27 protein-coding genes and 1 tRNA gene are annotated in these 25,471 nt (G+C 61.5%); 19 read left to right on the forward strand and 9 right to left on the reverse strand.

All coding sequences use genetic code 11. The features are described 5' to 3' along the window. Positions 1–148 precede the first annotated feature (148 nt). The 5 genes from IB272_RS10275 (at position 149) to IB272_RS10290 (ending at position 3,945) form a co-directional block, all read left to right on the forward strand. The gene (locus IB272_RS10275; RefSeq protein ID WP_060517101.1) at positions 149–1,189 is read left to right on the forward strand and encodes a cysteine synthase A; all 1,041 of its coding nucleotides are present in this window, start codon (positions 149–151) and stop codon (positions 1,187–1,189) included. Positions 1,190–1,196: 7 nt separating this feature from the next. Beyond that, positions 1,197–1,946, forward strand: a complete 750-nt coding sequence (locus IB272_RS10280; RefSeq protein ID WP_060517098.1) for an alanyl-tRNA editing protein — start codon at positions 1,197–1,199, stop codon at positions 1,944–1,946. Positions 1,947–1,962: 16 nt separating this feature from the next. Then, positions 1,963–2,817: a 3-mercaptopyruvate sulfurtransferase gene (sseA, locus tag IB272_RS34870; RefSeq protein ID WP_226020680.1), complete on the forward strand. Its 855-nt coding sequence runs from the start codon at positions 1,963–1,965 to the stop codon at positions 2,815–2,817. A gap of 4 nt (positions 2,818–2,821) precedes the next feature. Then, positions 2,822–3,385, forward strand: a complete 564-nt coding sequence (locus IB272_RS34875; protein ID WP_034791121.1) for a GNAT family N-acetyltransferase — start codon at positions 2,822–2,824, stop codon at positions 3,383–3,385. Positions 3,386–3,477: 92 nt separating this feature from the next. After that, positions 3,478–3,945 carry a DUF1203 domain-containing protein gene (locus IB272_RS10290; RefSeq protein WP_192444383.1) on the forward strand — a complete coding sequence of 156 codons (468 nt, stop codon included), beginning with the start codon at positions 3,478–3,480 and terminating at the stop codon, positions 3,943–3,945. Between the two features lie 53 nt (positions 3,946–3,998). On the opposite strand, the gene ald is transcribed toward IB272_RS10290, so the two are convergent. Continuing rightward, positions 3,999–5,117, reverse strand: coding sequence for an alanine dehydrogenase (gene ald, locus IB272_RS10295; RefSeq protein WP_034791117.1), 1,119 nt, complete (start codon positions 5,115–5,117; stop codon positions 3,999–4,001). Positions 5,118–5,272: 155 nt separating this feature from the next. On the opposite strand from ald, the gene IB272_RS10300 reads away from it, so the two are divergent. After that, positions 5,273–5,734 carry an Lrp/AsnC family transcriptional regulator gene (locus IB272_RS10300; protein ID WP_034791115.1) on the forward strand — a complete coding sequence of 154 codons (462 nt, stop codon included), beginning with the start codon at positions 5,273–5,275 and terminating at the stop codon, positions 5,732–5,734. 14 nt (positions 5,735–5,748) lie between these two features. Here the strand turns inward: IB272_RS10300 and IB272_RS10305 are convergent, their stop codons facing one another. Then, complete coding sequence (locus tag IB272_RS10305) at positions 5,749–6,996, reverse strand: GGDEF domain-containing protein (RefSeq protein WP_034791114.1); 1,248 nt, start codon at positions 6,994–6,996, stop codon at positions 5,749–5,751. Positions 6,997–7,238: 242 nt separating this feature from the next. Between IB272_RS10305 and IB272_RS10310 the strand changes: the two genes are divergently transcribed. Continuing rightward, a complete protein-coding gene (locus tag IB272_RS10310) occupies positions 7,239–9,212 on the forward strand; it encodes a bifunctional 2',3'-cyclic-nucleotide 2'-phosphodiesterase/3'-nucleotidase (protein ID WP_060582200.1) in 1,974 nt (657 codons plus the stop codon). Between the two features lie 171 nt (positions 9,213–9,383). On the opposite strand, the gene IB272_RS10315 is transcribed toward IB272_RS10310, so the two are convergent. Further along, a complete protein-coding gene (locus tag IB272_RS10315; RefSeq protein WP_113135722.1) occupies positions 9,384–9,704 on the reverse strand; it encodes an HlyU family transcriptional regulator in 321 nt (106 codons plus the stop codon). A gap of 74 nt (positions 9,705–9,778) precedes the next feature. Then, positions 9,779–11,026 carry a threonine ammonia-lyase gene (gene ilvA, locus IB272_RS10320; protein WP_034791101.1) on the reverse strand — a complete coding sequence of 416 codons (1,248 nt, stop codon included), beginning with the start codon at positions 11,024–11,026 and terminating at the stop codon, positions 9,779–9,781. A 155-nt stretch (positions 11,027–11,181) separates the two neighbouring features. Between ilvA and IB272_RS10325 the strand changes: the two genes are divergently transcribed. The 5 genes from IB272_RS10325 to IB272_RS10345 all read left to right on the forward strand — a co-directional run bounded on the left by IB272_RS10325 (position 11,182) and on the right by IB272_RS10345 (position 14,539). Then, positions 11,182–12,636 carry a TrkH family potassium uptake protein gene (locus IB272_RS10325; RefSeq protein WP_034791099.1) on the forward strand — a complete coding sequence of 485 codons (1,455 nt, stop codon included), beginning with the start codon at positions 11,182–11,184 and terminating at the stop codon, positions 12,634–12,636. Positions 12,637–12,717: 81 nt separating this feature from the next. Continuing rightward, complete coding sequence (locus tag IB272_RS10330; protein WP_034791097.1) at positions 12,718–13,308, forward strand: hypothetical protein; 591 nt, start codon at positions 12,718–12,720, stop codon at positions 13,306–13,308. A 4-nt stretch (positions 13,309–13,312) separates the two neighbouring features. After that, positions 13,313–14,023, forward strand: coding sequence for an HAD family hydrolase (locus IB272_RS10335; protein WP_060582159.1), 711 nt, complete (start codon positions 13,313–13,315; stop codon positions 14,021–14,023). 184 nt (positions 14,024–14,207) lie between these two features. Further along, positions 14,208–14,384, forward strand: a complete 177-nt coding sequence (locus IB272_RS10340; protein WP_162733007.1) for a hypothetical protein — start codon at positions 14,208–14,210, stop codon at positions 14,382–14,384. A 70-nt stretch (positions 14,385–14,454) separates the two neighbouring features. Further along, positions 14,455–14,539: transfer RNA gene (locus IB272_RS10345), tRNA-Leu, on the forward strand. An 84-nt stretch (positions 14,540–14,623) separates the two neighbouring features. Here IB272_RS10345 and IB272_RS10350 read toward each other — a convergent pair. The 3 genes from IB272_RS10350 to wrbA all read right to left on the reverse strand — a co-directional run bounded on the left by IB272_RS10350 (position 14,624) and on the right by wrbA (position 15,993). Beyond that, a complete protein-coding gene (locus IB272_RS10350) occupies positions 14,624–14,842 on the reverse strand; it encodes a hypothetical protein (protein ID WP_060582160.1) in 219 nt (72 codons plus the stop codon). Between the two features lie 80 nt (positions 14,843–14,922). Then, positions 14,923–15,165: a DUF2188 domain-containing protein gene (locus IB272_RS10355; RefSeq protein WP_034791085.1), complete on the reverse strand. Its 243-nt coding sequence runs from the start codon at positions 15,163–15,165 to the stop codon at positions 14,923–14,925. 228 nt (positions 15,166–15,393) lie between these two features. After that, complete coding sequence (wrbA, locus tag IB272_RS10360) at positions 15,394–15,993, reverse strand: NAD(P)H:quinone oxidoreductase (RefSeq protein WP_034791083.1); 600 nt, start codon at positions 15,991–15,993, stop codon at positions 15,394–15,396. A 164-nt stretch (positions 15,994–16,157) separates the two neighbouring features. Here wrbA and IB272_RS10365 point away from each other — a divergent pair, with 164 nt between their 5' ends. Both IB272_RS10365 and gpt read left to right on the forward strand, forming a co-directional pair. Then, the gene (locus IB272_RS10365; protein WP_060582161.1) at positions 16,158–16,913 is read left to right on the forward strand and encodes a competence/damage-inducible protein A; all 756 of its coding nucleotides are present in this window, start codon (positions 16,158–16,160) and stop codon (positions 16,911–16,913) included. Between the two features lie 129 nt (positions 16,914–17,042). Further along, entirely contained in the window at positions 17,043–17,540 is a 498-nt protein-coding gene (gene gpt / locus IB272_RS10370) for a xanthine phosphoribosyltransferase (RefSeq protein WP_034791068.1), read from the forward strand. Between the two features lie 71 nt (positions 17,541–17,611). Here gpt and IB272_RS10375 read toward each other — a convergent pair whose 3' ends face one another. Beyond that, positions 17,612–19,087 (reverse strand): NAD(P)H-hydrate epimerase, encoded by a 1,476-nt coding sequence (locus IB272_RS10375; RefSeq protein WP_192444384.1) that lies wholly within the window; start codon positions 19,085–19,087, stop codon positions 17,612–17,614. 343 nt (positions 19,088–19,430) lie between these two features. On the opposite strand from IB272_RS10375, the gene IB272_RS10380 reads away from it, so the two are divergent. From IB272_RS10380 to hspQ, 3 genes are all read left to right on the forward strand, one after another. Then, positions 19,431–19,769 (forward strand): P-II family nitrogen regulator, encoded by a 339-nt coding sequence (locus IB272_RS10380; RefSeq protein WP_003528058.1) that lies wholly within the window; start codon positions 19,431–19,433, stop codon positions 19,767–19,769. 65 nt (positions 19,770–19,834) lie between these two features. After that, positions 19,835–21,244, forward strand: coding sequence for a type I glutamate--ammonia ligase (glnA, locus tag IB272_RS10385; protein WP_034791062.1), 1,410 nt, complete (start codon positions 19,835–19,837; stop codon positions 21,242–21,244). A 283-nt stretch (positions 21,245–21,527) separates the two neighbouring features. Continuing rightward, positions 21,528–21,857: a heat shock protein HspQ gene (gene hspQ, locus IB272_RS10390; protein WP_034791060.1), complete on the forward strand. Its 330-nt coding sequence runs from the start codon at positions 21,528–21,530 to the stop codon at positions 21,855–21,857. 78 nt (positions 21,858–21,935) lie between these two features. Here hspQ and IB272_RS10395 read toward each other — a convergent pair whose 3' ends face one another. Further along, the gene (locus IB272_RS10395) at positions 21,936–22,565 is read right to left on the reverse strand and encodes an invasion associated locus B family protein (protein ID WP_034791027.1); all 630 of its coding nucleotides are present in this window, start codon (positions 22,563–22,565) and stop codon (positions 21,936–21,938) included. 272 nt (positions 22,566–22,837) lie between these two features. Between IB272_RS10395 and IB272_RS10400 the strand changes: the two genes are divergently transcribed. Both IB272_RS10400 and IB272_RS10405 read left to right on the forward strand, forming a co-directional pair. Continuing rightward, positions 22,838–24,652 carry an extracellular solute-binding protein gene (locus IB272_RS10400; RefSeq protein WP_113135703.1) on the forward strand — a complete coding sequence of 605 codons (1,815 nt, stop codon included), beginning with the start codon at positions 22,838–22,840 and terminating at the stop codon, positions 24,650–24,652. Between the two features lie 88 nt (positions 24,653–24,740). Continuing rightward, positions 24,741–25,403, forward strand: coding sequence for a DsbA family protein (locus tag IB272_RS10405; RefSeq protein ID WP_060582202.1), 663 nt, complete (start codon positions 24,741–24,743; stop codon positions 25,401–25,403). The last annotated feature ends 68 nt before the right edge of the window (positions 25,404–25,471 follow it).

The raw sequence follows: 25,471 nt of genomic DNA on the forward strand, positions 1-25,471 counted from the left end.
TTTCTTGCCTGAAGTGCAGGCTGAGCCGAAAACACGCCAACATTTCGGCGGTCCCGGAACGTTGTCGATATTCGCTGGCCGCCGTTCGCTTTTACCTGGTACGTGCCGCCTTACCGCGGTGCCTGTCCTCAAACACGAGGTTCTGAAAATGGCCATTCTCCCGTCCGTGCTCGAAGCAATCGGAAACACGCCTCTGATCCGGCTGAAATCCGTATCCGACGCGACAGGCTGCACGATCCTCGGCAAGGCCGAGTTTCTGAACCCCGGACAATCGGTGAAGGACCGCGCGGCGCTCTGGATCATTCGCCATGCGGAGCGCACCGGCCAGTTGCGGCCGGGCGGTGTCATCGTCGAAGGTACGGCCGGCAATACCGGCATCGGCCTGGCGCTGGTCGGCCAGGCGCTCGGCTACCGCACCGTCATCGTCATTCCGGAAACCCAGAGCCAGGAAAAGAAGGACGCCCTGCGGCTGCTCGGCGCCGAGCTGGTCGAAGTGCCGGCCGTTCCCTACAAGAACCCCAACAACTACGTGAAGATCTCCGGCCGCCTCGCCGAGCAACTGGCCAAGACCGAGCCAAACGGGGCGATCTGGGCCAACCAGTTCGACAACGTCGCCAACCGTGACGCCCATGTGGAGTCCACGGCGCCCGAGATCTGGCGCGACACGGACGGCAAGGTCGACGGCTTCATCTGCGCCGTCGGCTCCGGCGGCACGCTGGCCGGCGTCGCCCAGGGCCTCAGAGCCAAGAACCCCGCGGTCAAGATCGGCCTGGCGGACCCGCAAGGTGCGGCCCTCTACAATTTCTACGCCAATGGCGAACTGAAATCCGAAGGAAGCTCGATCACCGAGGGCATCGGCCAGGGCCGAATCACCGCCAATCTGGAAGGCTTCACACCCGACTTCTCGTACCAGATTCCCGATTCGGAAGCCGTGCCTTACGTCTTCGACCTGATCGAACGGGAAGGCATTTGCGTGGGTGGCTCGACGGGCATCAACATCGCCGGGGCCGTGCGGCTCGCCAAGGACCTCGGGCCGGGACATACGATCGTGACGATCCTGTGCGACTATGGTAACCGCTATCAGTCGAAGCTCTTCAACCCGGACTTCCTCGCCTCCAAGGGGCTGCCGGTGCCGACGTGGTTGAAGACGGCTTCCAACATTGCAGTGCCATACGAATCAGTTGGATAGGAATGCGATGACCAGGACCGTGACTGCCCTCTTCCGTGACGACTTCTACCTCTCGACATGTGAGGCCAGCGTCACCGGAATCCTCGAAGGTGGCGGGATCGAGCTTGATCAGACCTGCTTCTATGCCACCTCCGGCGGCCAGCCTGGCGACACGGGTTTTCTGGAGCGCGCCGATGGCAGCCGCATCGACATCGCGGTCGCCCGCCATGGGGAGACCAAGGATATCATCATCCATGTGCCGGCCGAGGGCCAGCCGGCGCCCGAGATCGGCGAGAAGCTGGTTCTGCACATCGACTGGCCGCGCCGCTACCGGCTGATGCGCATGCACACGGCCTGCCATCTGCTTTCGGTCGTCTGCCCCTTCCCGATCACCGGAGCGTCGGTCGGCGAGGACGAGAGCCGTGTCGATTTCGACATGAACGAGACGATCGACCGGGACGAGGTCACAACAGCGCTGATGAAGCTCGTCGACGAAAACCACCCCGTTTACGTCCAGTGGATTACCGACGACGAGTTGGCCGCCAACCCCGGCATCGTCAAGTCGAAGAATGTTCGCCCGCCGATCGGCCTTGGGCGCGTCAGCCTTGTCTGCATCGGCGAGAACTCGGCGGTCGACAGCCAGCCCTGCGGCGGTACGCATGTGTCGGAGACGCAGGAAGTCGGCGCCATCCACATCGCCAAGATCGAGAAGAAGGGTAAGGAGAACCGCCGGTTCCGTATCCGCTTCGGCACCGCCGAAGACCGCGCATCAGTTTGAGTAAGGAGTTGCGACCGTGACCAACAACAAGAGCGCCTTTGTCGTTTCCGCCGATTGGCTGCAGGAGCGCCTCGGCGATCCGTCGATCCGGATCCTCGACGCGTCGTGGTACCTGCCGGCACAGAAGCGCAACCCGAAGGCGGAATACGACGCCGGCCACATTCCCGGTGCTGTCTTCTTCGACCAGGATGCCATTGCCGACCATACGAGCGGCCTGCCGCATACGCTGCCTTCGCCGGAAGCCTTTGCTGAAGCCGTCGGCACGCTTGGCGTCAGCGAGACGGATACGATCGTCGTCTATGACGGCCCGGGCATCATGACGGCGCCGCGCGTCTGGTGGGAACTCCGCATCATGGGTGCCAAGAATGTCTATGTGCTCGATGGCGGCATGGACGGCTGGAACCGGGAAGGCCGACCCGTCAGCACGGATGTCCCCTCGCCCAAGCCGGCCACGTTCAAGCCGAGCTTTACGCCCAGCGCCGTTACCTCCTTGGCCGGAATGAAGCAGATCGTCGCCGACGGCGCGATCCAGATCGCCGATGCCCGTGGCGCCCCGCGTTTTTATGGCGAGGAAGCCGAGCCGCGTGCCGGCCTTCGTTCCGGTCACATGCCCGGCGCCCACAGCCTTCCTTCCGGCGTCTTTTCGGAAAACGGGAAGCTCAAGGATCTTGAAAGCCTCCGCCAGACCTTCGCAGCGGCCGGCGTCGATCTTTCGAAGCCCGTGGTCACGACCTGCGGATCGGGCGTAACTGCCGCCATCATCACCCTGGCGCTACAGTCGCTCGGCCACACCGACAACACGCTCTATGACGGATCCTGGTCGGAATGGGGTGGCCGCACCGACACCGCCGTCGTCACAGGTCGCGAGTGACGCCATGCGCCCTCCGAAGCTCGCCTCACTGACGGCGCACGTCACCGAACTCGAAATGACCGCTCCGCCGAAGCAGAGCCTGCCGATGCCGGTCAATATCCAGACGGCGATCCTGCGCGTCTCCGACATTCCGCTCGGCTACTATCGGTTTCTCTATCTGCGCGTCGGACGTCGCTGGCACTGGACCGAACGGCTGCGGATGAGCGACGAGGATCTGGCAGCACTGCTTGGCGACAAGCGGAGGAGCGTGACGGTTCTTTACGTCAACGGCGCGCCGGCCGGATTCTTCGAACTGCATCAGGGCGACGACGATGTGGTCGAGCTTGTACATTTCGGGCTGATGGAACACGCACTTGGCCTCGGCCTCGGCAAATGGTTCCTGCTGCAGACGCTGTTTGCCGCCTGGGCGCTGAATCCGAGCAAGCTGAAGGTGACCACCAACAATCTCGACCATCCCCGCGCGCTGCAGCTCTATCAGCAATTCGGCTTCTCGCCAGTCGCGACCCGCGAGGCCACGGTCGAGCCTTTGACCGATGCCGAGCTTCTGAGCCTGGTGAAAAACCTCTGACGAACACCATCCGGCAAGTTCCGGGTGTCCCGATGGCTGCGGCCGGTGCACTCTCCTGATCGAACAATACAAGCTGATCAAGGAGATACACCATGTCGCTGCGCTATATTCCGATGTCTGACGCGGAAGCCCGCCGGATGAGAGAGGGCGGGCTGGACGCCTATGGCAATGCGCCGGAGCGACAGATCTCCGATGGCGACGGCGTACCGTGCCGTCATTGCCTGGATTATGTCGAAGCCGGCGCGCCCTATTTGGTTTTCGCGCTTCGACCGTTTTCCTCATTGCAGCCTTATGCGGAAACCGGCCCGGTGTTCATGCACGCCGAGGCGTGCCCGGCGCATGATGGCGAAACACTGCCGCCGATCCTGAGCTCTCGTGACAGCTATCTCCTGCGCGGCTACGGCCCCGACGAACGGATCGTCTATGGGACCGGTGATGTAATCGCCAGGGAACAGCTTGAAACTCGAGCGAATGAACTGCTGGCACGATCCGACATTTCAGCCATCCATGTGCGCTCGACCAAGTACAACTGCTACCAGTGCCGGATCGTCACCGCCTGACGCCTTCGTGGCAATCGGCCCGGCATCGCTCGCCGGGCCGCTGGATCATTCCGTCAGGCGACGTTCAGCACCGCCTCCGGCGCATAGGCATCATACCCGAGCGCTTCGGCGACGGGTGCGTTGGTGACGCGACCGCGGTGCACGTTGAGGCCGGCGCGCAGATGCCGGTCTTCGGCAATCGCTTTCAGGCCCTTGTCGGCGAGCTGCAGACCATAATGCAGTGTCGCGTTGTTGAGCGCATGCGCCGAGGTCACCGGCACGGCACCCGGCATGTTCGCAACGCAGTAATGCACGATGCCGTCGACTTCATACGTCGGATCGGAATGGGTCGTGGCATGCGAGGTTTCGAAGCAGCCGCCCTGGTCGATGGCGACATCGACGATGACGGCCCCCTTCTTCATGCCGGTCAGCATTTCGCGGGTCACAAGCTTTGGTGCTGCTGCCCCCGGGATGAGCACGGCGCCGATGACAAGATCGGCTGAAAACACTTCCTCTTCCAGCGCGTCGATGGTCGAATAGCGCGTGTGCACGCGGCCGGCAAAGAGATCGTCGAGCTGGCGCAGACGCGGGATCGAGCGATCGATGATGCTGACGTCAGCGCCAAGACCCGCCGCCATGCGGGCGGCATGCAGGCCGACGACACCGCCGCCGATGACGGTCACCTTGGCCGGCAGCACGCCCGGCACGCCACCGAGCAGGATACCGCGGCCACCATTGGCCTTTTGCAGCGAGGTAGCACCGGCCTGGATCGCCAAGCGCCCGGCAACTTCCGACATCGGCGCAAGCAGCGGAAGGCCGCCGCGATCGTCGGTGACGGTTTCATAAGCAATCGCCGTGACGCCGGAATTCAACAGGCCCTTGGTCTGTTCCGGATCGGGCGCAAGATGCAGATAGGTATAGAGAATTTGGCCTTCGCGCAGCTGCGCCCATTCGGAGGGCTGCGGCTCCTTGACCTTGACGATCATGTCCGACTTTTCGAACACGTCCTTCGCCGTCGCGACGATTTTCGCGCCAGCGGCACGGTACGCATCGTCGTCCGCGCCGATCCCTGCCCCGGCCTTGGTCTCCACGATTACCTCGTGGCCATGGGCAACATATTCACGCACCGAGCCGGGCGTCAGGCCGACACGATATTCATGGTTTTTGATTTCCTTCGGGCAACCGACACGCATCCTTGCGTTCCTCTCCTGTTGGGCTTTGCGCCGCTTTTGACGAGGCAATCAGCAAAACACGCCGACAATCGAATGTCCTTGCAAAGACGAAAGCCAGCGCGCATTGATTTCGAAGAATGTTGCGACAATGGGCGCAGGATTGAGGGAAATCACGAATGAGCGAACTTGATGCCATCGATCATGCGATTCTGCGCATTCTTCAGCAGAACGGCCGGATCTCGAATGCCGACCTCGCAGCGAAGGTCGGACTCTCTCCGTCCGCCTGTTCTCGGCGCGTCGACATCCTGGAAAAATCGGGAACGATCGCCGGATACCATGCGCGGATCGCCCACAAGGCGCTCGACTACCAGATCATGGTCATCGTGCATATTTCGCTCTCGGGGCAGTTCGCAAAGACGCTCGCCGAATTCGAGGCAGCGGTAAAGCTCTGTCCGAACGTGCTTGTCTGCTACCTGATGTCGGGAGAATATGACTACATCCTGCGGGTCGCGGCCAAGGATCTGCAAGACTACGAACGCATTCACCGTGACTGGCTTTCGGCCTTGCCCCATGTGGTGAAGATCAATTCCAGCTTCTCGCTGCGCGAAATCATCGATCGGCCGAATGTCGGCATCTGAAAGCGGCCGAAAACCTATCGGCCGACGACGCAATTGCGGCCGCGTCCCTTGGCGGCGTAGAGCCTCAGATCGGCCTGCGCCAGTAAATCCTCGACAGAGACTCCATCGGCAGGCGTCGAAGAAAGCCCGATACTCGCCGTAACCGAGCGACCGTCCGGCGTCGCAATCTGATCTGAGATCGCAATCCGGATCTCCTCGGCGCGGCGCAGCGCATCGGCATGCATCATTGCCGGACACAGGATCACGAATTCCTCGCCGCCGTAGCGAAACAGCCGGTCGACCGGGCGCAATTTCGACTTCACCGTTTCCACCAGACGCTGCAACACACGGTCCCCTTCCAGGTGGCCAAATCGATCGTTCACACCCTTGAAGTGGTCGACGTCGATGATCATCAGCGTCACGGCTGCGTTTTCGGCGCTCGCGGCGCGCAGCATTGCCGGTGCCTCGGCCTCGAACCGGCTGCGGTCGAGCGAGCCCGTCAGCGTGTCCTGCCCGGAGCGCGACAAGAGGTCCTCATAGCGCTCACGGAAGGTCAGCGTGTTGAAGATGTCGCCAAGCGGCCGGTCCGACATGGCAAGCGACGGGTGGCGCGAGAGGTTGAGATAAAGCCCGACGGCAATGGCATAGAAGGGTGCTGCCAGCATTTTCGCCATCCAGCCGCCCCAGAAGACCTCGGCCGGCGCGCCGTTCCACCAGCGCAGCGCCGCATAGAAGGCGGCCTGATCGAAGGTGAGCACCACGAAACCGCAGATGAGGAAACGGACGGTCACGAAGTGACGCAACCACCGCCCGAGGCGCTCATAGAGCAGGATGATCATCAGCGCATCGAAGTAGAGGATCGTCGTTCCCCAGACCATCAGCCACCCCATCTCGTCGATGAAGGCGAGGTCGGCGGAGCGCTCCGCCACGATCGACACCGTATCGTGCTGCCGCAGCAGAAGGCTGAGCGCCACCGTCAGGAAATTGCCGGCGAGCAGACCATAGATCGGCTGGCGCACCGTTGCTGCGTCCTCCTTCACATAGAGGAGGAGGATCATCATCAGCTTGCCGGAGAACAGCACGGCCGATCCGGGAGAAATCACACCGAACGGCAGTTGCACATAGAAGACCGCAGCGAGATAGGTTTCGATGAAGTGCATGACGCCAAGGGCGGCGACAAAGACGCCGAGACCCAATCGGGCACGAAGGTGCAAAAGCCCGATCATCGCCGTGACGTAGACCAGTGCCTCGCCGACGAAGAGAATAAGGTTGGCGTTTGGCATGTGCTTGAGAAGGTTCCGTTTCCTCAAGCACCGTTAACCAGGAAACTTGAAGAAAACTTTACCGGGTGTCCGCTGTTGCTCGACCTTTCAGTGCGAAAATCTGCCGCTTTCGGAAACGCCAGCTTTCCGGCATATTCAGCGCCAACCCACCGTCGTTCGCCCGCAAGCGAACAAAACCCCCAATTGTATTCCTTTTCCATGAAGACCCGCATTCTTGATCAATGGAGGACCGCATGACATCGATGACTTCCCCGCTTAACCTCACGCGCCGCTCGCTTCTTGCGGGGGCCGCAGCCTCCTCGGCACTCGTCATGTTGCATCCATTCTCGGTTCGCGCTGCCGCCAACCAGGCGCATCTCAGGATCATGGAAACGACGGACCTGCACGTCCACGTCTTCCCCTACGACTATTACGGCGACAAGCCGAACGACACGGTCGGCCTTGCGCGCACCGCCTCCATCATCGACGCCATCCGCGCCGAAGCGACCAACTCCATCCTCGTGGACAACGGCGACTTCCTGCAGGGCAACCCGATGGGCGACTACATCGCCTATCAGCGTGGCATGAAGGACGGCGATCTCCACCCGATCGTCGCGGCCATGAACGTGCTCGGCTATGACTGTGGCACGCTCGGCAACCACGAATTCAACTATGGCCTGGACTTCATGTTCAAGGTGCTGAACGGGGCGAACTTCCCGCTCGTCTGCGCCAACCTGACGAAGGGAGCGCTTGCCGCCAATGCGCGGGAGGACAAGCTGTTCCTGAAGCCCTATGTCATCCTCGACCGCAAGGTGAAGGACGGTTCCGGCCAGGAGCATCAGATCCGCATCGGTCTCATCGGCTTCGTACCGCCGCAGATCATGACCTGGGACGCCAAGCACCTGGAGGGCAAGGCCAATGCCCGCGACATCGTCAAGGCGGCGGAAGCCTGGGTGCCGCAGATGCGCGAGGAAGGCGCCGACATCGTCGTGGCGCTCTCCCACTCCGGCATTGGCCAGGAAGCCTATGTGGAGAACCTCGAGAACGCATCCGTTCCGCTCGCCGCGATCGAAGGTATCGATGCGATCGTCACCGGTCACAGCCATCTCGATTTTCCTGGGCCGAAGTTCGACGGCGTTGGCGGCGTCGACAACAAGAAGGGCCTGATCTCCGGCAAGCCCGGCGTCATGGGCGGCTTCTGGGGTTCGCATCTCGGCCTGATCGACCTCTTGATCGAGCGTGAGGGTGGCGCCTGGCGCGTCGTCAACTCGACAAGCGAAGCGCGGCCGATCTATCGGCGCGTTGAAAAGAAAGTCGTGGCTGAAGTCGCCGATCGAAAAGACGTTCTGGCCGCCGCACAAAAGGACCACGAGGCGACGCTTGCCTATGTGCGCACGCCCGTCGGCAAGACCAGCGCGCCGCTCTATTCCTACTTCGCCCTGGTTGCCGACGACCCGTCGGTCCAGATCGTCAGCCAGGCGCAGACCTGGTACATCAAGGACATGCTGAAGGAAACGGAGCACCGCGACCTGCCGGTGCTTTCGGCCGCGGCCCCCTTCAAGGCCGGCGGCCGCGGCGGCGCCGATTACTACACCGACGTTCCGGCCGGCGACATCGCGATCAAGAACGTCGCCGATCTCTACCTTTATCCGAACACGGTGCAGGCCGTGGTCATAACAGGCGAACAGGTGCGCAACTGGCTGGAAATGTCGGCCGGCATCTTTAACGAGGTCAAGCCGGGGGCTTCCGACGCGCCGCTGATCAATGGTGGCTTCCCGTCCTACAATTTCGACGTCATCGATGGGGTCACCTATCAGATCGACCTTTCCGTACCGCCGAAGTTCGACAAGGACGGCAACACGATCAACGCCGCCTCGAACCGCATCAAGAACCTGCAGTTCAATGGACAAGCGATTGATCCGGCGCAGAAATTCGTCGTCGCCACCAACAACTACCGGGCCGGCGGCGGCGGCAACTTCCCCGACATCACCGCCGACAAGGTGGTGTTCGTGGCTCCCGACACCAACCGCGATGTGGTGGTGCGCTACATCATCGACCAGGGCACGATCAATCCGTCGGCCGACGCCAACTGGACCTTCGTTCCGCTCGCCGGGACGAGCGTGACATTCGACAGTGGACCGAAGGCACGGCAGTTCCTGGCACAGGTGAAGGGCGTGACGATCGAGGACGCTGGCGACGCCGCCGAAGGTTTTGCGCGCTTCCGCATCAAGCTCTGAGCCCCCAACCGATCAGTGTGGGCTGCCGCTCGCGGCGGCCCACGCACTTGGCGCGCAGTCGATCAGCCGGCTGAACCGCCGACACAAGCCCACGGCACTCCTACCGAAAAACATGAGTTTCGACAGGCAAGCTTATGTTTACATTAGATTATCTTGAAGAGACAAGCCGGCTCAGACCTGGCGCGACGAGGCGTCGTCGGAAAACAGCGACGGGCCGGTCTGGTCGATGATCTGGCGCCCCTTGCGCAGCGCCGCGTCGATCGCGTCCTGCTCGGACGTGAAGAGATCGGCACGGATGAAGCTGCGAACCTTGGCGCCGCCTTCGGCCGAGACCTTCTCGATGTTGCCCGCCAGACGGAACTGCGAGCCCTCGCGCATCGGCGTCGCACGGATGGTGCAATCCGCATAGGCCTCGGATTTCCCCGGTGCTGCCTGCGCCTGGTCTTCGGAGTTGCCGGAACGGCCGAACAATTTCGAGAAAAACGATGCCATGCCCAAGACTTAGACGCCGCGGCCAACACTGTCAAAGCCTAAGTGCCGATAATTGACCGCGACGCCCACTCCCGTCAGATGATGAGGTTGGAAAGGATCTCGTTCTCGGTAATGTCCTGGTAGCGCAGCCCCGCGGCGTCGAAGCGAGCCTTCAGCACCGGGAAATTCTCGGCATGTTTCGTCTCGATGCCGATCAGGATGGAACCGAAGTTGCGCGCTGACTTCTTCAGATATTCGAAGCGCGAGATATCGTCCTCGTCGCCGAGCAGGTTGAGGAAGTCGCGGAGCGCGCCCGGCCGCTGCGCCATGCGCAGGATGAAGTACTTCTTGAGGCCGGCGTGGCGCATTGCCCGCTCCTTGACGTCAGGCAGGCGCTCGAAATCAAAGTTGCCGCCGGAAACGACCGCGACCACCGTCTTGCCCGCAAGCGTCTCCGGTCCCAGCGCTTCCAGCGCCGAGATCGAAAGAGCGCCAGCCGGCTCGAGCACGACGCCTTCGACATTCAGCATGTCGATGATTGTCTGGCAAATCGCGTTCTCCGATAGCAACATGACCTGGTCAGGCGAGAAACGCCGAAGTGCCGCAAAATTGAGGTCGCCGATGCGCCCAACCGCGGCACCGTCGACGAAGTTGTCGACCTGATCGAGGGTCACGACGCTGCCGGTTTCCAGGCTTTCGCGCAGGCTCGGCGCACCCGACGGCTCGCAGAAGATGAAGTGATCGGCCGCGACCTTGTCCTTGAGGTAGCCGGTGACGCCGGCGGCAAGACCGCCACCGCCAACCGGCAGCACGACGAGATCCGGAACCACCTCTTCCGGCAGTTGCCAGGCAATTTCCGCCGCGACGCTTGCCTGTCCCTCGATGATGTCGGCGTGGTCGAAAGGCGGCACCATGACGCCACCGATCGCCTCCACGTGGTCGCGGGCAGCCTTGTAGCATTGGTCGAAGATATCGCCGACCAGCTTGATGGTGATGAACTCGCCGCCGAACATCCTGGTCTTGTCGATCTTCTGCTGCGGCGTCGTCACCGGCATGAACACGACACCCGGAACGCCGAAATGGCGGCAGACGAAGGCGAAGCCCTGGGCATGGTTGCCGGCCGAGGCGCAGACGAAGGTCTTACCCGAGGCGCCGGCACCGATCGCCTTGCGGAAGAAGTTGAAGGCGCCCCTGATCTTATAGGAGCGAACCGGCGAAAGATCCTCGCGCTTCAGGTAAATATTCGCACCGTAGCGTGCGCTCAAATGCTCGTTGAGCTGCAGCGGCGTCGGCGGGAAGATCTCCCGCAAGGCTTCGGTTGCGGTTTCGACATCCTGCTTCATCACGTGCGGTCTTCCGTTGAGTTGGTCGCTGGCCGTCGCTATTGCACATCGCAACGCCCGAAGCCATGGCTTTGACTCGAATCGGGCCGACGTTGAAAATGACGCACTGACCGTTCCACCGGCACGGCCACACTGTTCTTCCGGGAAATAAGCGCTTGAACGCAACCCTGATCCGGCATGCCGTGCACATTTCGGCGATCCTCGGCATATATCTTGCCTGCGCCATGTTGGTGCCGGCGATGGTCGATCTCTATTACGGCCATTCGGATTGGCAGATCTTTGCCGCTTCGGCGTTCATGGTCGGCGGCCTTTCGCTTGCGACCTTCATGGCGACGCGCATGGGCCCGCCGCCCTTCTCCAAGAAGTTCGGCTTTGTTCTCGTCAATATGCTGTGGGCCGTGTTCTCGGTTGTCGGCGCGATCCCGCTCTGGCTGTCATCGATGAAGCTCGATTTTGCCCAGGCACTGTTCGAATCCGTCTCGGCCATCACGACGACCGGTGCGACAGTGATCGTCGGTCTGGACGATGCGCCGCCCGGGCTCCTCCTCTGGCGGTCACTTTTGTGCTGGCTCGGCGGCATCGGCATCGTCGTGCTCGGCCTGTTCATCATCCCCTATCTCAGGGTCGGCGGCATGTCGTTCTTCAAGATGGAATCCTCCGACACCGGCGACAAACCCTTTGCCCGGCTCGCGAGCTTCAGCCGCGCTTTCCTCGCGATCTATGTCGTCATCACGCTTCTCTGCACGATCGGCTATTTCCTGACGGGCATGAACCGCTTCGATGCGATCAACCACGCGATGTCGACGGTGGCGACGGGTGGCTTTTCCACCCATGACGCATCCTTCGCCTATTTCGGCAGCATTCCGCTGCTCTGGACCGCCACCTTCTTCATGGCGCTCTGCAGCCTGCCCTTCTCGATCCTGATCGTACTGGTCGCCCGTGGCAGGCTGGATGCGCTGCGCGACCCGCAGATCATCGTGTTCCTCGGCTATCTCTCGGCCTTCTCGATTGCCGTTGCCGTCTATCATCGGCTCGCCAATGGCGTGGAATTCCATCTGGCGCTGGCACACTCCTTCTTCAACATCACCTCTATCCTCTCGACCAGCGGCTATGCCAGCCAGGACTACAGCCTCTGGGGGCCCTTCGTCGTCATCGCAGCCTTCATCGCCACCTTCATGGGCGGTTGCTCCGGCTCGACCGCCGGTGGCATCAAGGCCTATCGCTTCATCGTGCTCTTCAATGCGATCCGGTCGGGTTTGAACAAGATCGTCTACCCCAATGCGATCTATGCGGTGCGCTATGGCGGCAACACCGTCGACGCGGACACGCAGCGCTCCATCTTCCTGTTCTTCATCACCTATATGCTGCTCTGGGTGCTCGGCAGTCTCGCCATGGGCGCGCTCGGCTACGATCTGGTCACCGCCACTTCGGCCGTCATTACCTGCCTTTCCAATGTCGGCCCGGGCCTTGGTCCGATCATCGGGCCGGCCGGCAACTTCTCGACGCTCGGCGATCCCGAACTCTATCTGCTGTCGCTGATGATGCTGCTCGGTCGTCTCGAAGTGCTGACCGTGCTGGTAATCCTGACGCCGGTCTTCTGGAAGCATTGACCATTCGCCTGGCGGCCCTATCGTCTTGACTCGGTGCAGCAGATGCCGAAAGTCGGTCGAAACCGGCGATGGGGGAACGTCATGGTGAAACATATACGTCGTCTGGCGATGCTGACCGCCGCCGTGACGCTTTCGGCTGGTCTCGCGGCCCATGCAGGCCCGCTTGCCGACGCGGCGGTGCAGGCCGAAAAGCTCGCGGCTTCCGGCGACGCGGCGAAAGCCCATGACCTGCTCCGCCAGGCGATGAGCGACTTTTCGCAAACGTTACCGCTGGCGATCGGCAAGGCGGTTTTCGTGACCAAGGCGCCGACTGGCTACGCCATGTACGATCCGCGCGAGGGCGCAGTCTTCAAGGAGGGAGAGTCGCTGATCTCCTATATCGAGCCGATCGGCCTCACGTGGAAGGATTCGGCAACGAAAGGCCAACTCGAAAGCCACTTCACCGTGGATTTCGATATTCTCAATCCGAAGGGCGACGTGCTCGCCGGCCAGAAGGCGTTCGGCGATTTCACCTTCACAGGCCACCTCAGAAACCAGGAAATCTATTCGACGCTGACCATCGACGTTTCCGGCGCGCCTGCCGGCGACTATGTGCTGCGCTTCCACTTCAATGACGTCAACAGCGGCAAAAGCGCCAGCGTCGACCAACCCTTCAAGATTGCCGGACCGTAATATTATGCCCCATACTGTAACGACCGTCGGCTTCGATGCCGACGATACACTCTGGCAGAACGAGCAGTTCTTCCGGCTGACGGAAGCGCGCTTCGCCGAGCTTCTGAGGCCGCACACCGACACCGAACATCTCTCCGACCGGCTGCTTGCCGCAGAGAAGCGCAACCTTGGGCTCTACGGCTTCGGCATCAAGGGCTTCGTGCTCTCCATGGTCGAAACCGCCGTCGACGTCACCGATGGCAAGGTGCCCTCCTCCGTCATTGCCGAGATCCTCGCCGCTGGGCGCGACATGCTCGTGCACCCGGTCGAGCCGCTGCTGCATGTCAAGGAAACCCTCGAGGCGCTTCACGGCCATTTTCGCCTCGTCATGATCACCAAGGGCGATCTCTTCGACCAGGAGCGCAAGCTCGCCGCCTCCGGCCTTGGCGACTACTTCAACGCCGTCGAGATCGTCAGCGACAAGACCGTCGCCACCTACGAGCGCATCTTCAAACGTCACGGCGACGGAGCGCTGAAAAGCATGATGGTCGGCAATTCGCTGAAGTCGGATATCGTGCCTGCACTCGGTGCCGGAAGCTGGGGTGTCTATGTCCCGCACGCGCTCACCTGGTCGTTCGAACACCACGATAAGCCGGAGGACCATCCGCGTTTTCGCGAGATTGCGGATCTCGGCGGGTTGGCCACGGTCCTTGAGCGCTTGACACTGAAGGCTTGACTGTCGTCCGCAAGCGCCAAGTCGATTGAAACTATAAGCTGATGCGTATCGATGATACACGCATCAGCTTATCGTCCCCATGGTGGCTTAGATGAGGGGAACCAATGTTGGCGCTTGTTTTCGGTGCAGCGATATCGATGGTGGTGGTGGGCATGCTCATTGGTTGCTGCGGAAGGTTTCGGCTTTGAGCGTCTTTTCCTCGCGCCTCGCGGGTTTGGCGGTTCTGTTGTTTCCCGCACCCGCCATCCACTCGTTCAATTCGGGCTGGTCGTTTGTCGACGCGTTTATCGTCTACGGCCTTGGGGCGCTGATTGCCGCGGCCGTCTTCTACTTCATGAAGACGAGAGAACAGCGCGCCTAAGCGCGTTGTCCACCCCGAAACCCCCGATCACCCTTGACTGTTTGACCTGAGTGTTTGATCTAGGCTGTATGCGGGCGTGGCGAAACTGGTAGACGCAAGGGACTTAAAATCCCTCGGCCTTGGCTGTGCGGGTTCGATCCCCGCCGCCCGCACCAGGCAATCGGTTTTCAAGGATCAACAGGATAGGCGCATCCGACGCTCTCAGGAGAGCGAGACGTTGCGCCGGCGAGACTGGCCGCTCAGTTGTTGTAGTAATAACAATCGCATTCCGCCTGGTAGGCGTCGTCGTGCCAGACGCGGACGGCGAGTTTCGTTGCGCGTCCCTGGTTTTCCAGCCTGAGGCCGAGAAGCGAGACCGCTGCCGCCTTGGAATTGGGGGCGTCCACCTCGATTGCCGATCCGACCTGGTGGACACCCTGCCGCGGGGTCCAGGTGAAGATCTGAACGCTGTAGTGCATCGAATATCCTCCGTGGAGAGATGGTGTGCACGCAATACTAAACGCTATGTGTTCGCAATGAGCCGGTCGCCTTGACCGTTTCAGCCGTCTTCGACGGTCGCTTCAGGCCGATCGCCGCCATCCGTGTGTTCGAAGTGCCAGTGGCCCTCTTCGTCCTGGAAGCTGATCTCCTCGTCGTCGCCGCCGACTTGCTGTTCGGCGGCGGCGGCCTTGGCGGCGGCAAGCGCCGTTTCGCGGTTGGGAAAGGGTTCCGAAAAGGCGTCGGCGGCCTTATAGGCCCATCCGCCGTCATGAGGAACGATGGTGTACGTAATTCGCGCCATACTTCCCTCCCGATAATCCGAAAGACGTTTCCGTCTTCGGCGGGCCGTTGCCGCACGGCCCTGCATTCCTCCTCGTCAAAGGCATACTCAATGCCGAACGCCGCGGATATTAGCACAAGTGTGGTACGAATTGCCACATTCGCGAATCACCCGGAAAGGCTAGCCGCAAAACAAAAAGGCGGCCCCTTGCGGCGCCGCCTAAGCTCTTGAAACGATTGCGTCAAATGATCAGGCCGAAAGCTTCGCAGCGATCTTGGCGACGTGTGCGCCCTGGAAGCGGGCCGCCTGGAGTTCGACCTCGGACGGCTGGCGCGAGCCGTCGGCATCGGTGATCGTCGAGGCGCCGTAGGGCGAGCCGCCCTTGATTTCGTCAAGGCCCATCTGGCCCTGGAAGGCGTAGGGAAGACCAGCGACGACCATGCCGTGATGCATCAGCGTCGGAATGAAGCCGAGGATGGTGGATTCCTGACCGCCATGCTGGGTGGCCGAGGACGTGAAGACCGAGCCGACCTTGCCGACCAGCTTGCCAGACGCCCACAGGCTGCCCGTCTGATCGATGAAGTTGCGCATCTGCGAAGCAACGGTGCCGAAGCGCGTCCCGGCGCCGAAGATGATCGCGTCGTATTGGGCAAGCTCCTCGACATGGGCGATCGGCGCGGCCTGGTCGAGCTTGAAATGAGAGGCCTTGGCGATCTCGTCCGGCACCAGTTCCGGAACGCGCTTGACGTCGACTTCGGCGCCGGCAGACTTGGCGCCTTCGGCCACGGCGTAAGCCATGGTTTCGACGTGTCCGTATGCCGAATAGTAGAGAACGAGAACCTTGGCCATAATTGCTCCTTTGGATACAAGCGATCCCACTTGATCACTGCTGCGCGGAAGATTTATCAAAATGCAGCCGCATGCCAGGAGCCGTCCGGGAAACAGACTGTTCTCGCAATGTGAACAATAATAATTCACTGTTAAATGACTGACTAAACAAACAGGATCACCCGATGAGCAGCATAAAAGTCGTCACTGCCGCCATGGTCGCCATCGGCGACGAACTTTTGTCGGGGCGAACCAAGGACAAGAACATCGGTCACCTCGCCGACATGATGACCATGGTCGGCATCGACCTGAAAGAAGTGCGCATCGTCGCCGACGACGAGGCGGCGATCGTCGAGGCGATCAATGCGGTGCGCAGCCGCTACGATTACGTCTTCACATCCGGCGGCATCGGCCCGACGCATGACGACATCACGGCCGACGCCGTGTCTCGCGCCTTCGGCGTCGAATGCATCTACGAGTCCGAGGCGATGGCGCTGCTCGGCGCCATGTACGAACGCCGCAACATGGAGTTTACCGACGCGCGCAAGCGCATGGCGCGCATGCCACTCGGTGCACGCCATATCCCCAACCCGGTATCGACAGCGCCTGGCTTCGCCATCGGCAACGTGCATGTCATGGCCGGCGTGCCGCAGGTCTTCCAGGCCATGCTCGACGCGCTGCTGCCCGGCCTGAACGTCGGCTCGCCCCTCCTCTCCCGCACCGTACGCTCGCCCTTAGGCGAGGGCGATATCGGCAGCCCGCTGACCGAAGTGCAGAAGAACCATCCGGAGACGAGCATCGGCTCCTACCCGAAATTTGACGGCAAGACCTTCTCGACGGATATCGTCGTGCGGGCCCGCGATCCGGAAGCGCTTGCTGCAGCGGAGGCTGATGTCCAGGCGATGATCCAGGCAATCGCCGACGCGCGGGCAAAGGGATAGCGCGAAGCCCTTGCACTCAAGGCCTCAATGCCGTTATTGCATGTCGGCAAATCAGGATGACGCGTTCCCGCCTGCCCGATCTGCCGGACGCTTCGCCTTACCCTCGTTCAGACAAGCCGGAGCCCACCCATGTCGCTGCCCGATAAAGCCTTTCCCGTTTCCTGGGACCAGTTCCACCGCGATGCCCGGGCGCTTGCCTGGCGGCTGGCCGACAACGGCCAGGAATGGCGTGCCATGGTTTGCATCACCCGTGGCGGCCTGGTTCCGGCTGCGATCATTTCGCGCGAACTCAATATCCGGATGATCGAAACCGTCTGCGTCGCCTCCTACCATGACTACGACACGCAGGGGCAGATGAAAGTGCTGAAGGGCATCACGCCTGAAATCACCAAGGACGGCGGTGAAGGCGTGCTGATCGTCGACGACCTGACGGACACCGGCAAGACCGCGGCCGAAGTACGGGCAATGCTGCCGAAGGCGCATTTCGCTGCCGTCTACGCCAAGCCGAAGGGCCGGCCGCTCGTCGATACCTTCGTGACCGAAGTCAGCCAGGACACCTGGATCTATTTCCCCTGGGACTTGGGCTTCACCTACCAGGAGCCGATCGCCAAGGGCACGCGCGGCTAACTGCCCATACGTTCCGGATGCGGCGTACGTCGCCTTTCCAAGCGGTGACTTGTCGGGCCGAGCGTTTTCGATCAGCTGATCGGCGGTATCGCGCCGATCAGCGTTTCAGCGGTCAAGCCTGGCCCTGCCTTGGCGCCCGCTGCGCCATGGCGCCAGACCGCGGCGGCCGCCGCCTCGAAGGCCGGCATTCCTTTCGCCAGATGCGCGCCGACGATGCCGGCAAGAACGTCCCCCGATCCGGCGGTTGCCAGCCACGGCGGCGCATTGTTGTTGACGACGGCCCGCCCGTCCGGCGCGGCAACGACGGTGTCGGCGCCCTTGTAGACGATCACGGCATGGCTCGCCCGCGCCGCGGCCTGCGCCTTCTCGATCTTCGAAAGCCCATGGTCTCCGGCGATCTCCGGAAAGAGGCGAGCGAACTCGCCATCATGCGGCGTCATCACCATTTGCCCGCCGCCTTTCGCCAGCGCCGCGAACAGTTCGCCGGGGTTCGTCTGGAACGAGGTGATGCCATCGGCGTCGAGCACCAGAGAGCGATCGCAGAGCGCAAGCGCAAAGTCCCTCGCCTTCTTGCCGATGCCAAAACCCGGCCCAAGCACGAAGCTTCCCAGGCGCTGGTCCTGTAGCCATTTGGTAAGCTCCCGCCTTCCGTCTATCTCCTTCACCATCACCGCCGTCAGATGAGACGCATTGATGCCGAGCGCGGCCTTGCCGGTGGCGACGGTAACCAGGCCAGCGCCAGCCGCAAGGCCCGCTGCCGCCGAAAGTCGCGCCGCGCCCGTTGCCTGGCGGTCGCCTGAGAAAACAACCAGATGCCCGCGCTTGAACTTGTGTGTCGAGGCCGCCAGGTCGCCTCCCCAGCCCGCCCAGAGGAACGGCGCGTTGAGGCGCAACGAACCTGGACCGGCACGCACGATGCGCGCGGGAATGCCGATATCGAACACCTTGAGTGTGCCGCAGAGGGATCGCCCGGGCAGAAGCCAATGACCGGGCTTTGGCGCCATGAACGTGACGGTGTGGCGAGCGGCAAAGGCGGCGCCCCGGATCTCGCCCGTCCGGCCGTCGATGCCGCTCGGCAGATCGATGGCAACGACCGGAACGCCGCTGGCATTGACCCGTTCTATAAGGTGAGCGACGTCGTCAGGGAGGTCGCGTGACAAGCCCGCCCCAAAGAGCGCATCGATGACGACATCGCCAGCCTGTGGTTCGAATGCAGAGATTGGCGCAGCATGACCACTCCAGTCGGACCAGGCCCGCGCTGCATCGCCTTGAAGCCTGGCGGGATCGCCGAGGACGAACACGGCGACATCCGCCCCGCTTTCGGCAAGGCCGCGGGCTGCGATGTACCCGTCGCCGCCATTGTTGCCTGGACCGCAGAGCACGACGAAGCGGCGGGCATCCGGAAAATATCGCAGGGCCGCCGCCGTCACCGCCAGTCCGGCGTTGCGCATCAGCGTAAAGCTATCGATGCCGGATTGGGCTGCCGCCCGGTCGATTGCCGTCATTTCGGCGGGCGTGATCAACAGGTGCTGAAGGTCGGAGCGCATGCGCCAGACTTATCCATGCCCACGCGCGTGAAGCAAGGCCTCAGCGCTGCCACCACGATTGCCTTAAAATCATGCACTTGCACATAATTGTTGCTCAAATAACAAGCTTTGCGTCAGCAATGACGTGGAGACGCCGCAAGAAGCGGGCATCTTTCGATCGGAAATCATAAAAAATAGGCAGATCGCACCCGCCGAAGGTATGGAAATCCCGCAATCGGCGCGCCGACAGCAGATTTTTTGTCGTTCTGACAGATTTTCGCAGAAAAACTGGCATGCAACGTGCATATTCAGGGCGAGCGGGCATGATCCTGCTTTCAAGGGAGAAGCGGAGAGACATTTTCTCATGAAAAAGATCGAAGCGATCATTAAGCCCTTCAAGCTCGACGAAGTGAAGGAAGCCCTTCAGGAAGTCGGTCTGCAGGGTATCACCGTCACGGAAGCCAAGGGCTTCGGGCGGCAGAAGGGTCACACGGAGCTGTATCGCGGCGCCGAATACGTGGTGGACTTCCTGCCGAAGGTAAAGGTCGAAGTCGTGCTGGCGGATGAAAACGCGGAGGCCGTCATCGAGGCGATCCGCAACGCCGCGCAAACCGGCCGCATTGGTGACGGAAAGATTTTCGTTTCCAATGTGGAAGAAGTCATCCGAATTCGCACGGGCGAAACCGGCCTCGACGCCATCTGACATCACGGGCCGTTCGGCCCGGTTCTTTTCAAATCCTCGTCATCTCACACAGGGAATAACGGCAAATGACGACTGCAAGCGATATTCTGAAGCAAATCAAGGACAACGACGTCAAGTTCGTCGACCTGCGCTTTACCGATCCCAAGGGCAAGCTGCAGCACGTAACGATGGATGTAGTCTGCGTCGACGAAGACATGTTCGCCGATGGCGTCATGTTCGACGGTTCCTCGATTGGCGGCTGGAAGGCCATCAACGAGTCCGACATGGTGCTGATGCCCGATCCGGAAACAGCGCATATGGACCCGTTCTTCGCGCAGTCGACGATGGTCATCATCTGCGACATTCTCGATCCGGTTTCGGGCGAATCCTACAACCGCGACCCGCGCGGCACGGCCAAGAAGGCTGAAGCCTACCTCAAGGCATCCGGCATCGGCGACACCGTCTTCGTTGGCCCGGAAGCAGAATTCTTCGTCTTCGACGACGTCAAGTACAAGGCCGACCCGTACAACACCGGCTTCAAGCTCGACTCCTCGGAACTGCCGTCGAACGACGACACCGATTATGAGACCGGCAACCTCGGCCACCGCCCGCGCGTCAAGGGCGGCTACTTCCCGGTTCCGCCGATCGACAGCTGCCAGGACATGCGCTCTGAAATGCTGACGGTTCTGTCCGAAATGGGCGTCACCGTCGAAAAGCATCACCACGAAGTGGCGGCCGCCCAGCACGAGCTCGGCGTCAAGTTCGACGCGCTGGTGCGCAACGCCGACAAGATGCAGATCTACAAGTACGTCGTGCACCAGGTCGCCAATGCCTATGGCAAGACGGCAACCTTCATGCCGAAGCCGATCTTCGGCGACAACGGCTCGGGCATGCACGTACACCTGTCGATCTGGAAGGACGGCAAGCCGACCTTCGCCGGCGATGAATATGCCGGCCTGTCGGAATCCTGCCTCTACTTCATCGGCGGCATCATCAAGCATGCCAAGTCGCTGAACGCCTTCACCAACCCGTCGACGAACTCCTACAAGCGTCTCGTCCCGGGTTATGAAGCGCCGGTTCTGCTCGCCTATTCGGCACGCAACCGTTCGGCTTCGTGCCGCATTCCGTTCGGCACCAACCCGAAGGCCAAGCGCGTCGAAGTCCGCTTCCCGGACCCGACCGCCAACCCCTACCTCGCCTTCGCAGCCATGCTGATGGCCGGCCTCGACGGCATCAAGAACAAGCTGCACCCCGGCAAGGCCATGGACAAGGACCTTTATGACCTGCCGCCGAAGGAACTGAAGAAGATCCCGACCGTTTGCGGCTCGCTGCGCGAAGCGCTTGAAAGCCTCGACAAGGACCGCAAGTACCTGACGGCCGGCGGCGTCTTCGACGACGACCAGATCGATTCCTTCATCGAACTTAAGATGCAGGAAGTCATGCGCTTCGAAATGACCCCGCATCCGGTCGAGTACGACATGTACTACTCGGTCTAAAACCATTGGAACCGGCGGCATCGGCAACCGGTTCAAGCCGTGCTCAAGGGCCGGCGGCTCCTCAAACGGAGCCGCCGGCCTTTTCTTTGGCGCGCACGATTGCGAGCGCCCTGAACAAGGAGCGGCACGAAACCGTCGAATTGTGTGATATTATGTTGCCAACAACTTTTGCGCGTCCGCGGGACACGCGCGGCGAGATCGATCAATGGAGGGTGTAGGGAATTCCCTATTGATGTTTTGGGTTCGCCAACCCAGATAATCTCCTGAAAGGATGTGTTGCGTCATGAAACAGAGAAACGCCAAATTCGAGATCGGACAGGTGGTTCGCCATCGGGTTTTCCCGTTCCGCGGCGTCATTTTCGACGTCGACCCGGAATACGCCAACACCGAGGAGTGGTGGAACGCCATTCCGCAGGAGATCCGCCCGAGCAAGGATCAGCCCTTCTATCACCTGTTCGCCGAGAACGACGACAGCGAGTATGTCGCCTACGTCTCCGAGCAGAACCTGGAATTCGACGACAGCGACCGGCCGATGCGCCACGCGCAAGTCGATGCCCTGTTCGACAAGGATGGCGTCGGCCACTACAGACCCAAGGCGACGTTCCGGCACTAAGGCACTGCGCTCTCGAACAAATGAAAACGCCCGGACCGCGAGGTCCGGGCGTTTCTTCATGAGTTTGCGGAGGACCGCTTAGTTCTGCTTGGCAGCCTTCTGGGCTTCTTCAAGCTTCTTGCGCGCGTCCTCGGCCTTCTTCTGCATTTCTTCCTGCAGCAGGCGCTGACGCTCTTCGAGCTGCGACTGCTCGATCGGCTCGCCGTCGAACACACCGGTGAAGCCCGTCAGGGCCATCTTGATCGGGTTCGGAGCGCGCTGGAAGTTGACCGAGGTGAAGACGACCTCATTGCCCTTCTTCAGGCTGGCGATCAGCTGGTCGGAAAGCGGCGCTTCTGCAACGCACTTGTCGGGCATGCAGATGGCGTAGTCGAGCTTGACCGGCTTGCCGCCGTCGATCTGCATCTGAACGCCGGTCGGAATGAGGCGCGCGGACGGTACGGAAACCTGCATGATCTTGCGGTTGACCTTGCCGGAGACGGTGATGAGGCCGACAGCGGTCACGAGCTGGCCGTTGTTGGCGGTCAGCAGGTTCTGAACGATGCAGACATCGTTGTCTTCCTGCTTGGTGCAAACCTTGAACCAGCCCTGCGGCGGCTTGCCGCCAGCCTGCTGTGCAGACGCAACGCTCGGAACGCCCGCAGCAGCTACAGTGAGCGCCAGCGCTGCCATGCCCGAACGTTTTGCAATATTCGACTTGAAGATCATTGTGATTCCGTCTCCTGAAATCCGGTAACGGAACAGTTGTTCCGCAGGTGAGTATCGTCAGCCGCCGTTGTCCTGTTGGCCAAATAAGGCAAATGCATGACCCCGTTTCCGGAAACACCTGTTACATTGGCTCGCTTCGATTATCCAGTGTTTCCTGTCATTTTTTGAATTCATACTAGGCGGAATTTGGACCGCGGATCGGTTGGATTCATCCGTCGGCATTGGTAACGTTCGGGGAATCGGCCTGTTGATACCCCTCACGGGAGGTGACCTTGCGTGCAATTCTTTCCGGTCTGGCGCTGATCCTGACCGCCACTTCATTCGGCACTGCTGCGGCAGCCGCTCCCGTGCATGCGATTGCCATGCACGGAGAGCCGGCGCTGCCTGCCGATTTCAAGAACTTTCCCTACGTCAATCCGGACGTAAAAAAGGGTGGAAAGATCTCCTATGGCGTCGTCGGCAGCTTCGACAGCCTCAATCCCTTCATCCTGAAGAGCATGCGCACCACCGCGCGCGGCATGTGGGATCCGGAATACGGCAACCTCGTCTACGAATCGCTGATGCAGCGTTCGCGCGACGAGGCCTTCACCATGTATGGCCTGCTCGCCGAAACAGTGGAGTGGGATGACGACCGGACCTTCATCCAGTTCAATCTCAACCCGAAGGCCCGCTGGGCCGACGGGCAACCTGTTACCGCCGAGGACGTGATCTTCAGCTTCGAGCTGCTGCGTGACAAGGGGCGTGTCCCCTTCAGCAACCGCATGGCCAAGGTGGCGAAGCTCGAAAAGGTCGGGGAACGCAGCGTGCGCTTTACCTTCACCGAGGATGCCGACCGCGAGCTGCCGCTCCTGCTCGGCCTGTCGCCGGTGCTGCCGAAACATGCCATCGACCTTGCGACCTTCGACCAGACCACGCTGAAGCCGCCGCTCGGCTCCGGCCCCTACCGCGTCGCAGAGGTGAAACCGGGCGAGCGCATCGTCTACAAGCGAAACCCGGACTATTGGGCCAAGGACCTGCCCTCGAAGGTCGGCCAGGACAATTACGACGAGATCTCCGTGGAGTATTTCCTCCAGGAGAACTCGCTGTTCGAAGCCTTCAAGAAGGGCGAGATCGACATCTATCCGGAAGGCAGCGCCACCAAGTGGGCGCGCGGCTACGATTTCCCGGCGGTTCGTTCCGGCGAGGTCGTCAAGGAAACCTTCACGCCGAAGACGCCGTCCGGCATGCTCGGCATCGTCTTCAATACCCGCAGGCCAATGTTCGACAACTTGAAGCTCCGCCAGGGCCTGGCGCTGGTCTTCGACTTCGAGTGGGTCAACAAGAACCTCTTCGACAACGCCTATACGCGCACGCAGAGCTACTGGCAGAACTCGGCGCTGAGCTTTCTCGGCGCACCGGCCGACGACCGCGAACTCGGCCTGATCGGCGACGCCCGCGATCGAATCAACCCGGCGATCCTCGACGGCACCTATCGCCTGCCGGTGACCGACGCGTCCGGGCGCGATCGCAACGTGCTGCGTGTTGCCGTCTCTCTGATGCGCGAGGCCGGCTATCAGATCAAGGACGGCAAGATGGTCGACCCGCAGGGCAAACCGCTCGCGTTCGAAATCATGAGCCAGAATGCCGGCCAGGAAAAAATCGCCCTCGCCTACCAGCGATTTCTCGCACCTCTCGGCATCCAGGCGTCCGTGCGCACTGTCGACGATTCGCAGTACCAGCAGCGCAGCCAGTCCTTCGACTACGACGTGATCATCAAATCCTTCCCCTCGACGCTGTCACCCGGCATCGAGCAGGCCGGGCGCTGGACCTCACAGGCGCGCGACCGGCAGGGCAGCGACAACTTCGCCGGCGTCGCCGACAAGGACGTCGACCGGATGGTCAATAACATCCTGCAGGCCCGCACGAGCGAAGACTTCACGGCGGCGGTGCGTGCGCATGACCGGTTGCTCGTCAACAATTCCTATCTGGTGCCGCTCTATCACCTCGACGCACAGTGGGTGGCGCGACGCAAGCATATCGGCCGGCCCGATACCATGCCGCTCTACGGCTACCAGCTTCCGACCTGGTGGGATCAAAACGCACAATAGAGGGTTGGTTCCCTTTTGGTAACGCATTGAAAGCCGGATGAAACCGGCTTATCTCGCCTTCAACCGAACAAGGAAAGGCGCCCACACCATGCAAACCGTCAGCATCGATATTGTCTCGGACGTTGTTTGTCCCTGGTGTTATCTCGGCAAGGCGCGGCTCGACCAGGCGATTGCCAATCTTCCGGACGTGCTGGTCACGGTCAACTGGCGCCCCTACCAGCTCAATCCCGACCTGCCGCCCGAGGGGGTCGATCACAAGCGGCATCTTGCCGAGAAGCTCGGCGGCCAGGCGGCCGTCGATCGCGCCCACGACACGCTGCGCGAACTCGGCAATGCCGACGGCATCGCCTTCGACTTCGATGCGGTGAAGATCAGCCCGAACACGCTTGACGCTCATCGGCTTGTCCGCTGGGCCGCGACCAACGGCGAGCAGGCGCAGTCGGCCGTCGTCGGCTTGCTGTTCAAGGCCAATTTCGAAGAAGGCCGCAATGTCGGTGATCACGCGGTCCTGCTCGATATCGCCGAGCAAGCAGGGCTCGATCGCCCCGTCGTTGCGGCTCTGCTTGGCTCCGATGCCGACAAGGATGCGGTCAAGGAAGAGGTTGGCATGGCCCGCGAGATGGGCGTGACCGGCGTTCCCTGCTTCATCCTCGAAGGACAATATGCCGTGATGGGCGCGCAATCGGTCGATGTATTGACGAATGCGCTGCGCGAAATCGCCGAGATGAAGGCGAGCGGCAAGCCGAACTGATCTCGGCACGACCTGAAACAGACTTGCTCGACAGACCTCGACCGTACTGCCGCACCACGCGGCAGTAC

It is taken from the genome of Ensifer sp. ENS08 (genome assembly GCF_014852195.1).
Lineage (GTDB): Bacteria > Pseudomonadota > Alphaproteobacteria > Rhizobiales > Rhizobiaceae > Ensifer > Ensifer adhaerens.

Excerpts from the sequence above, each read along its gene's own strand:
- ald (WP_034791117.1), bottom strand. The coding sequence starts at position 5,117 with ATGCGTGTCGGTTGCCCGAAGGAAATCAAAAACCATGAATATCGTGTC.
- ilvA (WP_034791101.1), bottom strand. The coding sequence starts at position 11,026 with ATGAAGCAGGATGTCGAAACCGCAACCGAAGCCTTGCGGGAGATCTTC.
- IB272_RS10300 (WP_034791115.1), top strand. The coding sequence starts at position 5,273 with ATGAGCGAACTTGATGCCATCGATCATGCGATTCTGCGCATTCTTCAG.
- IB272_RS10335 (WP_060582159.1), top strand. The coding sequence starts at position 13,313 with ATGCCCCATACTGTAACGACCGTCGGCTTCGATGCCGACGATACACTC.
- glnA (WP_034791062.1), top strand. The coding sequence starts at position 19,835 with ATGACGACTGCAAGCGATATTCTGAAGCAAATCAAGGACAACGACGTC.
- gpt (WP_034791068.1), top strand. The coding sequence starts at position 17,043 with ATGTCGCTGCCCGATAAAGCCTTTCCCGTTTCCTGGGACCAGTTCCAC.
- IB272_RS10350 (WP_060582160.1), bottom strand. The coding sequence starts at position 14,842 with ATGCACTACAGCGTTCAGATCTTCACCTGGACCCCGCGGCAGGGTGTC.
- IB272_RS10330 (WP_034791097.1), top strand. The coding sequence starts at position 12,718 with ATGGTGAAACATATACGTCGTCTGGCGATGCTGACCGCCGCCGTGACG.
- IB272_RS10365 (WP_060582161.1), top strand. The coding sequence starts at position 16,158 with ATGAGCAGCATAAAAGTCGTCACTGCCGCCATGGTCGCCATCGGCGAC.
- IB272_RS10315 (WP_113135722.1), bottom strand. The coding sequence starts at position 9,704 with ATGGCATCGTTTTTCTCGAAATTGTTCGGCCGTTCCGGCAACTCCGAA.
- IB272_RS10355 (WP_034791085.1), bottom strand. The coding sequence starts at position 15,165 with ATGGCGCGAATTACGTACACCATCGTTCCTCATGACGGCGGATGGGCC.
- IB272_RS10395 (WP_034791027.1), bottom strand. The coding sequence starts at position 22,565 with ATGATCTTCAAGTCGAATATTGCAAAACGTTCGGGCATGGCAGCGCTG.
- IB272_RS10405 (WP_060582202.1), top strand. The coding sequence starts at position 24,741 with ATGCAAACCGTCAGCATCGATATTGTCTCGGACGTTGTTTGTCCCTGG.
- IB272_RS10280 (WP_060517098.1), top strand. The coding sequence starts at position 1,197 with ATGACCAGGACCGTGACTGCCCTCTTCCGTGACGACTTCTACCTCTCG.
- wrbA (WP_034791083.1), bottom strand. The coding sequence starts at position 15,993 with ATGGCCAAGGTTCTCGTTCTCTACTATTCGGCATACGGACACGTCGAA.
- IB272_RS10305 (WP_034791114.1), bottom strand. The coding sequence starts at position 6,996 with ATGCCAAACGCCAACCTTATTCTCTTCGTCGGCGAGGCACTGGTCTAC.
- IB272_RS34875 (WP_034791121.1), top strand. The coding sequence starts at position 2,822 with ATGCGCCCTCCGAAGCTCGCCTCACTGACGGCGCACGTCACCGAACTC.
- IB272_RS10380 (WP_003528058.1), top strand. The coding sequence starts at position 19,431 with ATGAAAAAGATCGAAGCGATCATTAAGCCCTTCAAGCTCGACGAAGTG.
- IB272_RS10290 (WP_192444383.1), top strand. The coding sequence starts at position 3,478 with ATGTCGCTGCGCTATATTCCGATGTCTGACGCGGAAGCCCGCCGGATG.
- hspQ (WP_034791060.1), top strand. The coding sequence starts at position 21,528 with ATGAAACAGAGAAACGCCAAATTCGAGATCGGACAGGTGGTTCGCCAT.
- IB272_RS10375 (WP_192444384.1), bottom strand. The coding sequence starts at position 19,087 with ATGCGCTCCGACCTTCAGCACCTGTTGATCACGCCCGCCGAAATGACG.
- IB272_RS10310 (WP_060582200.1), top strand. The coding sequence starts at position 7,239 with ATGACTTCCCCGCTTAACCTCACGCGCCGCTCGCTTCTTGCGGGGGCC.
- IB272_RS10275 (WP_060517101.1), top strand. The coding sequence starts at position 149 with ATGGCCATTCTCCCGTCCGTGCTCGAAGCAATCGGAAACACGCCTCTG.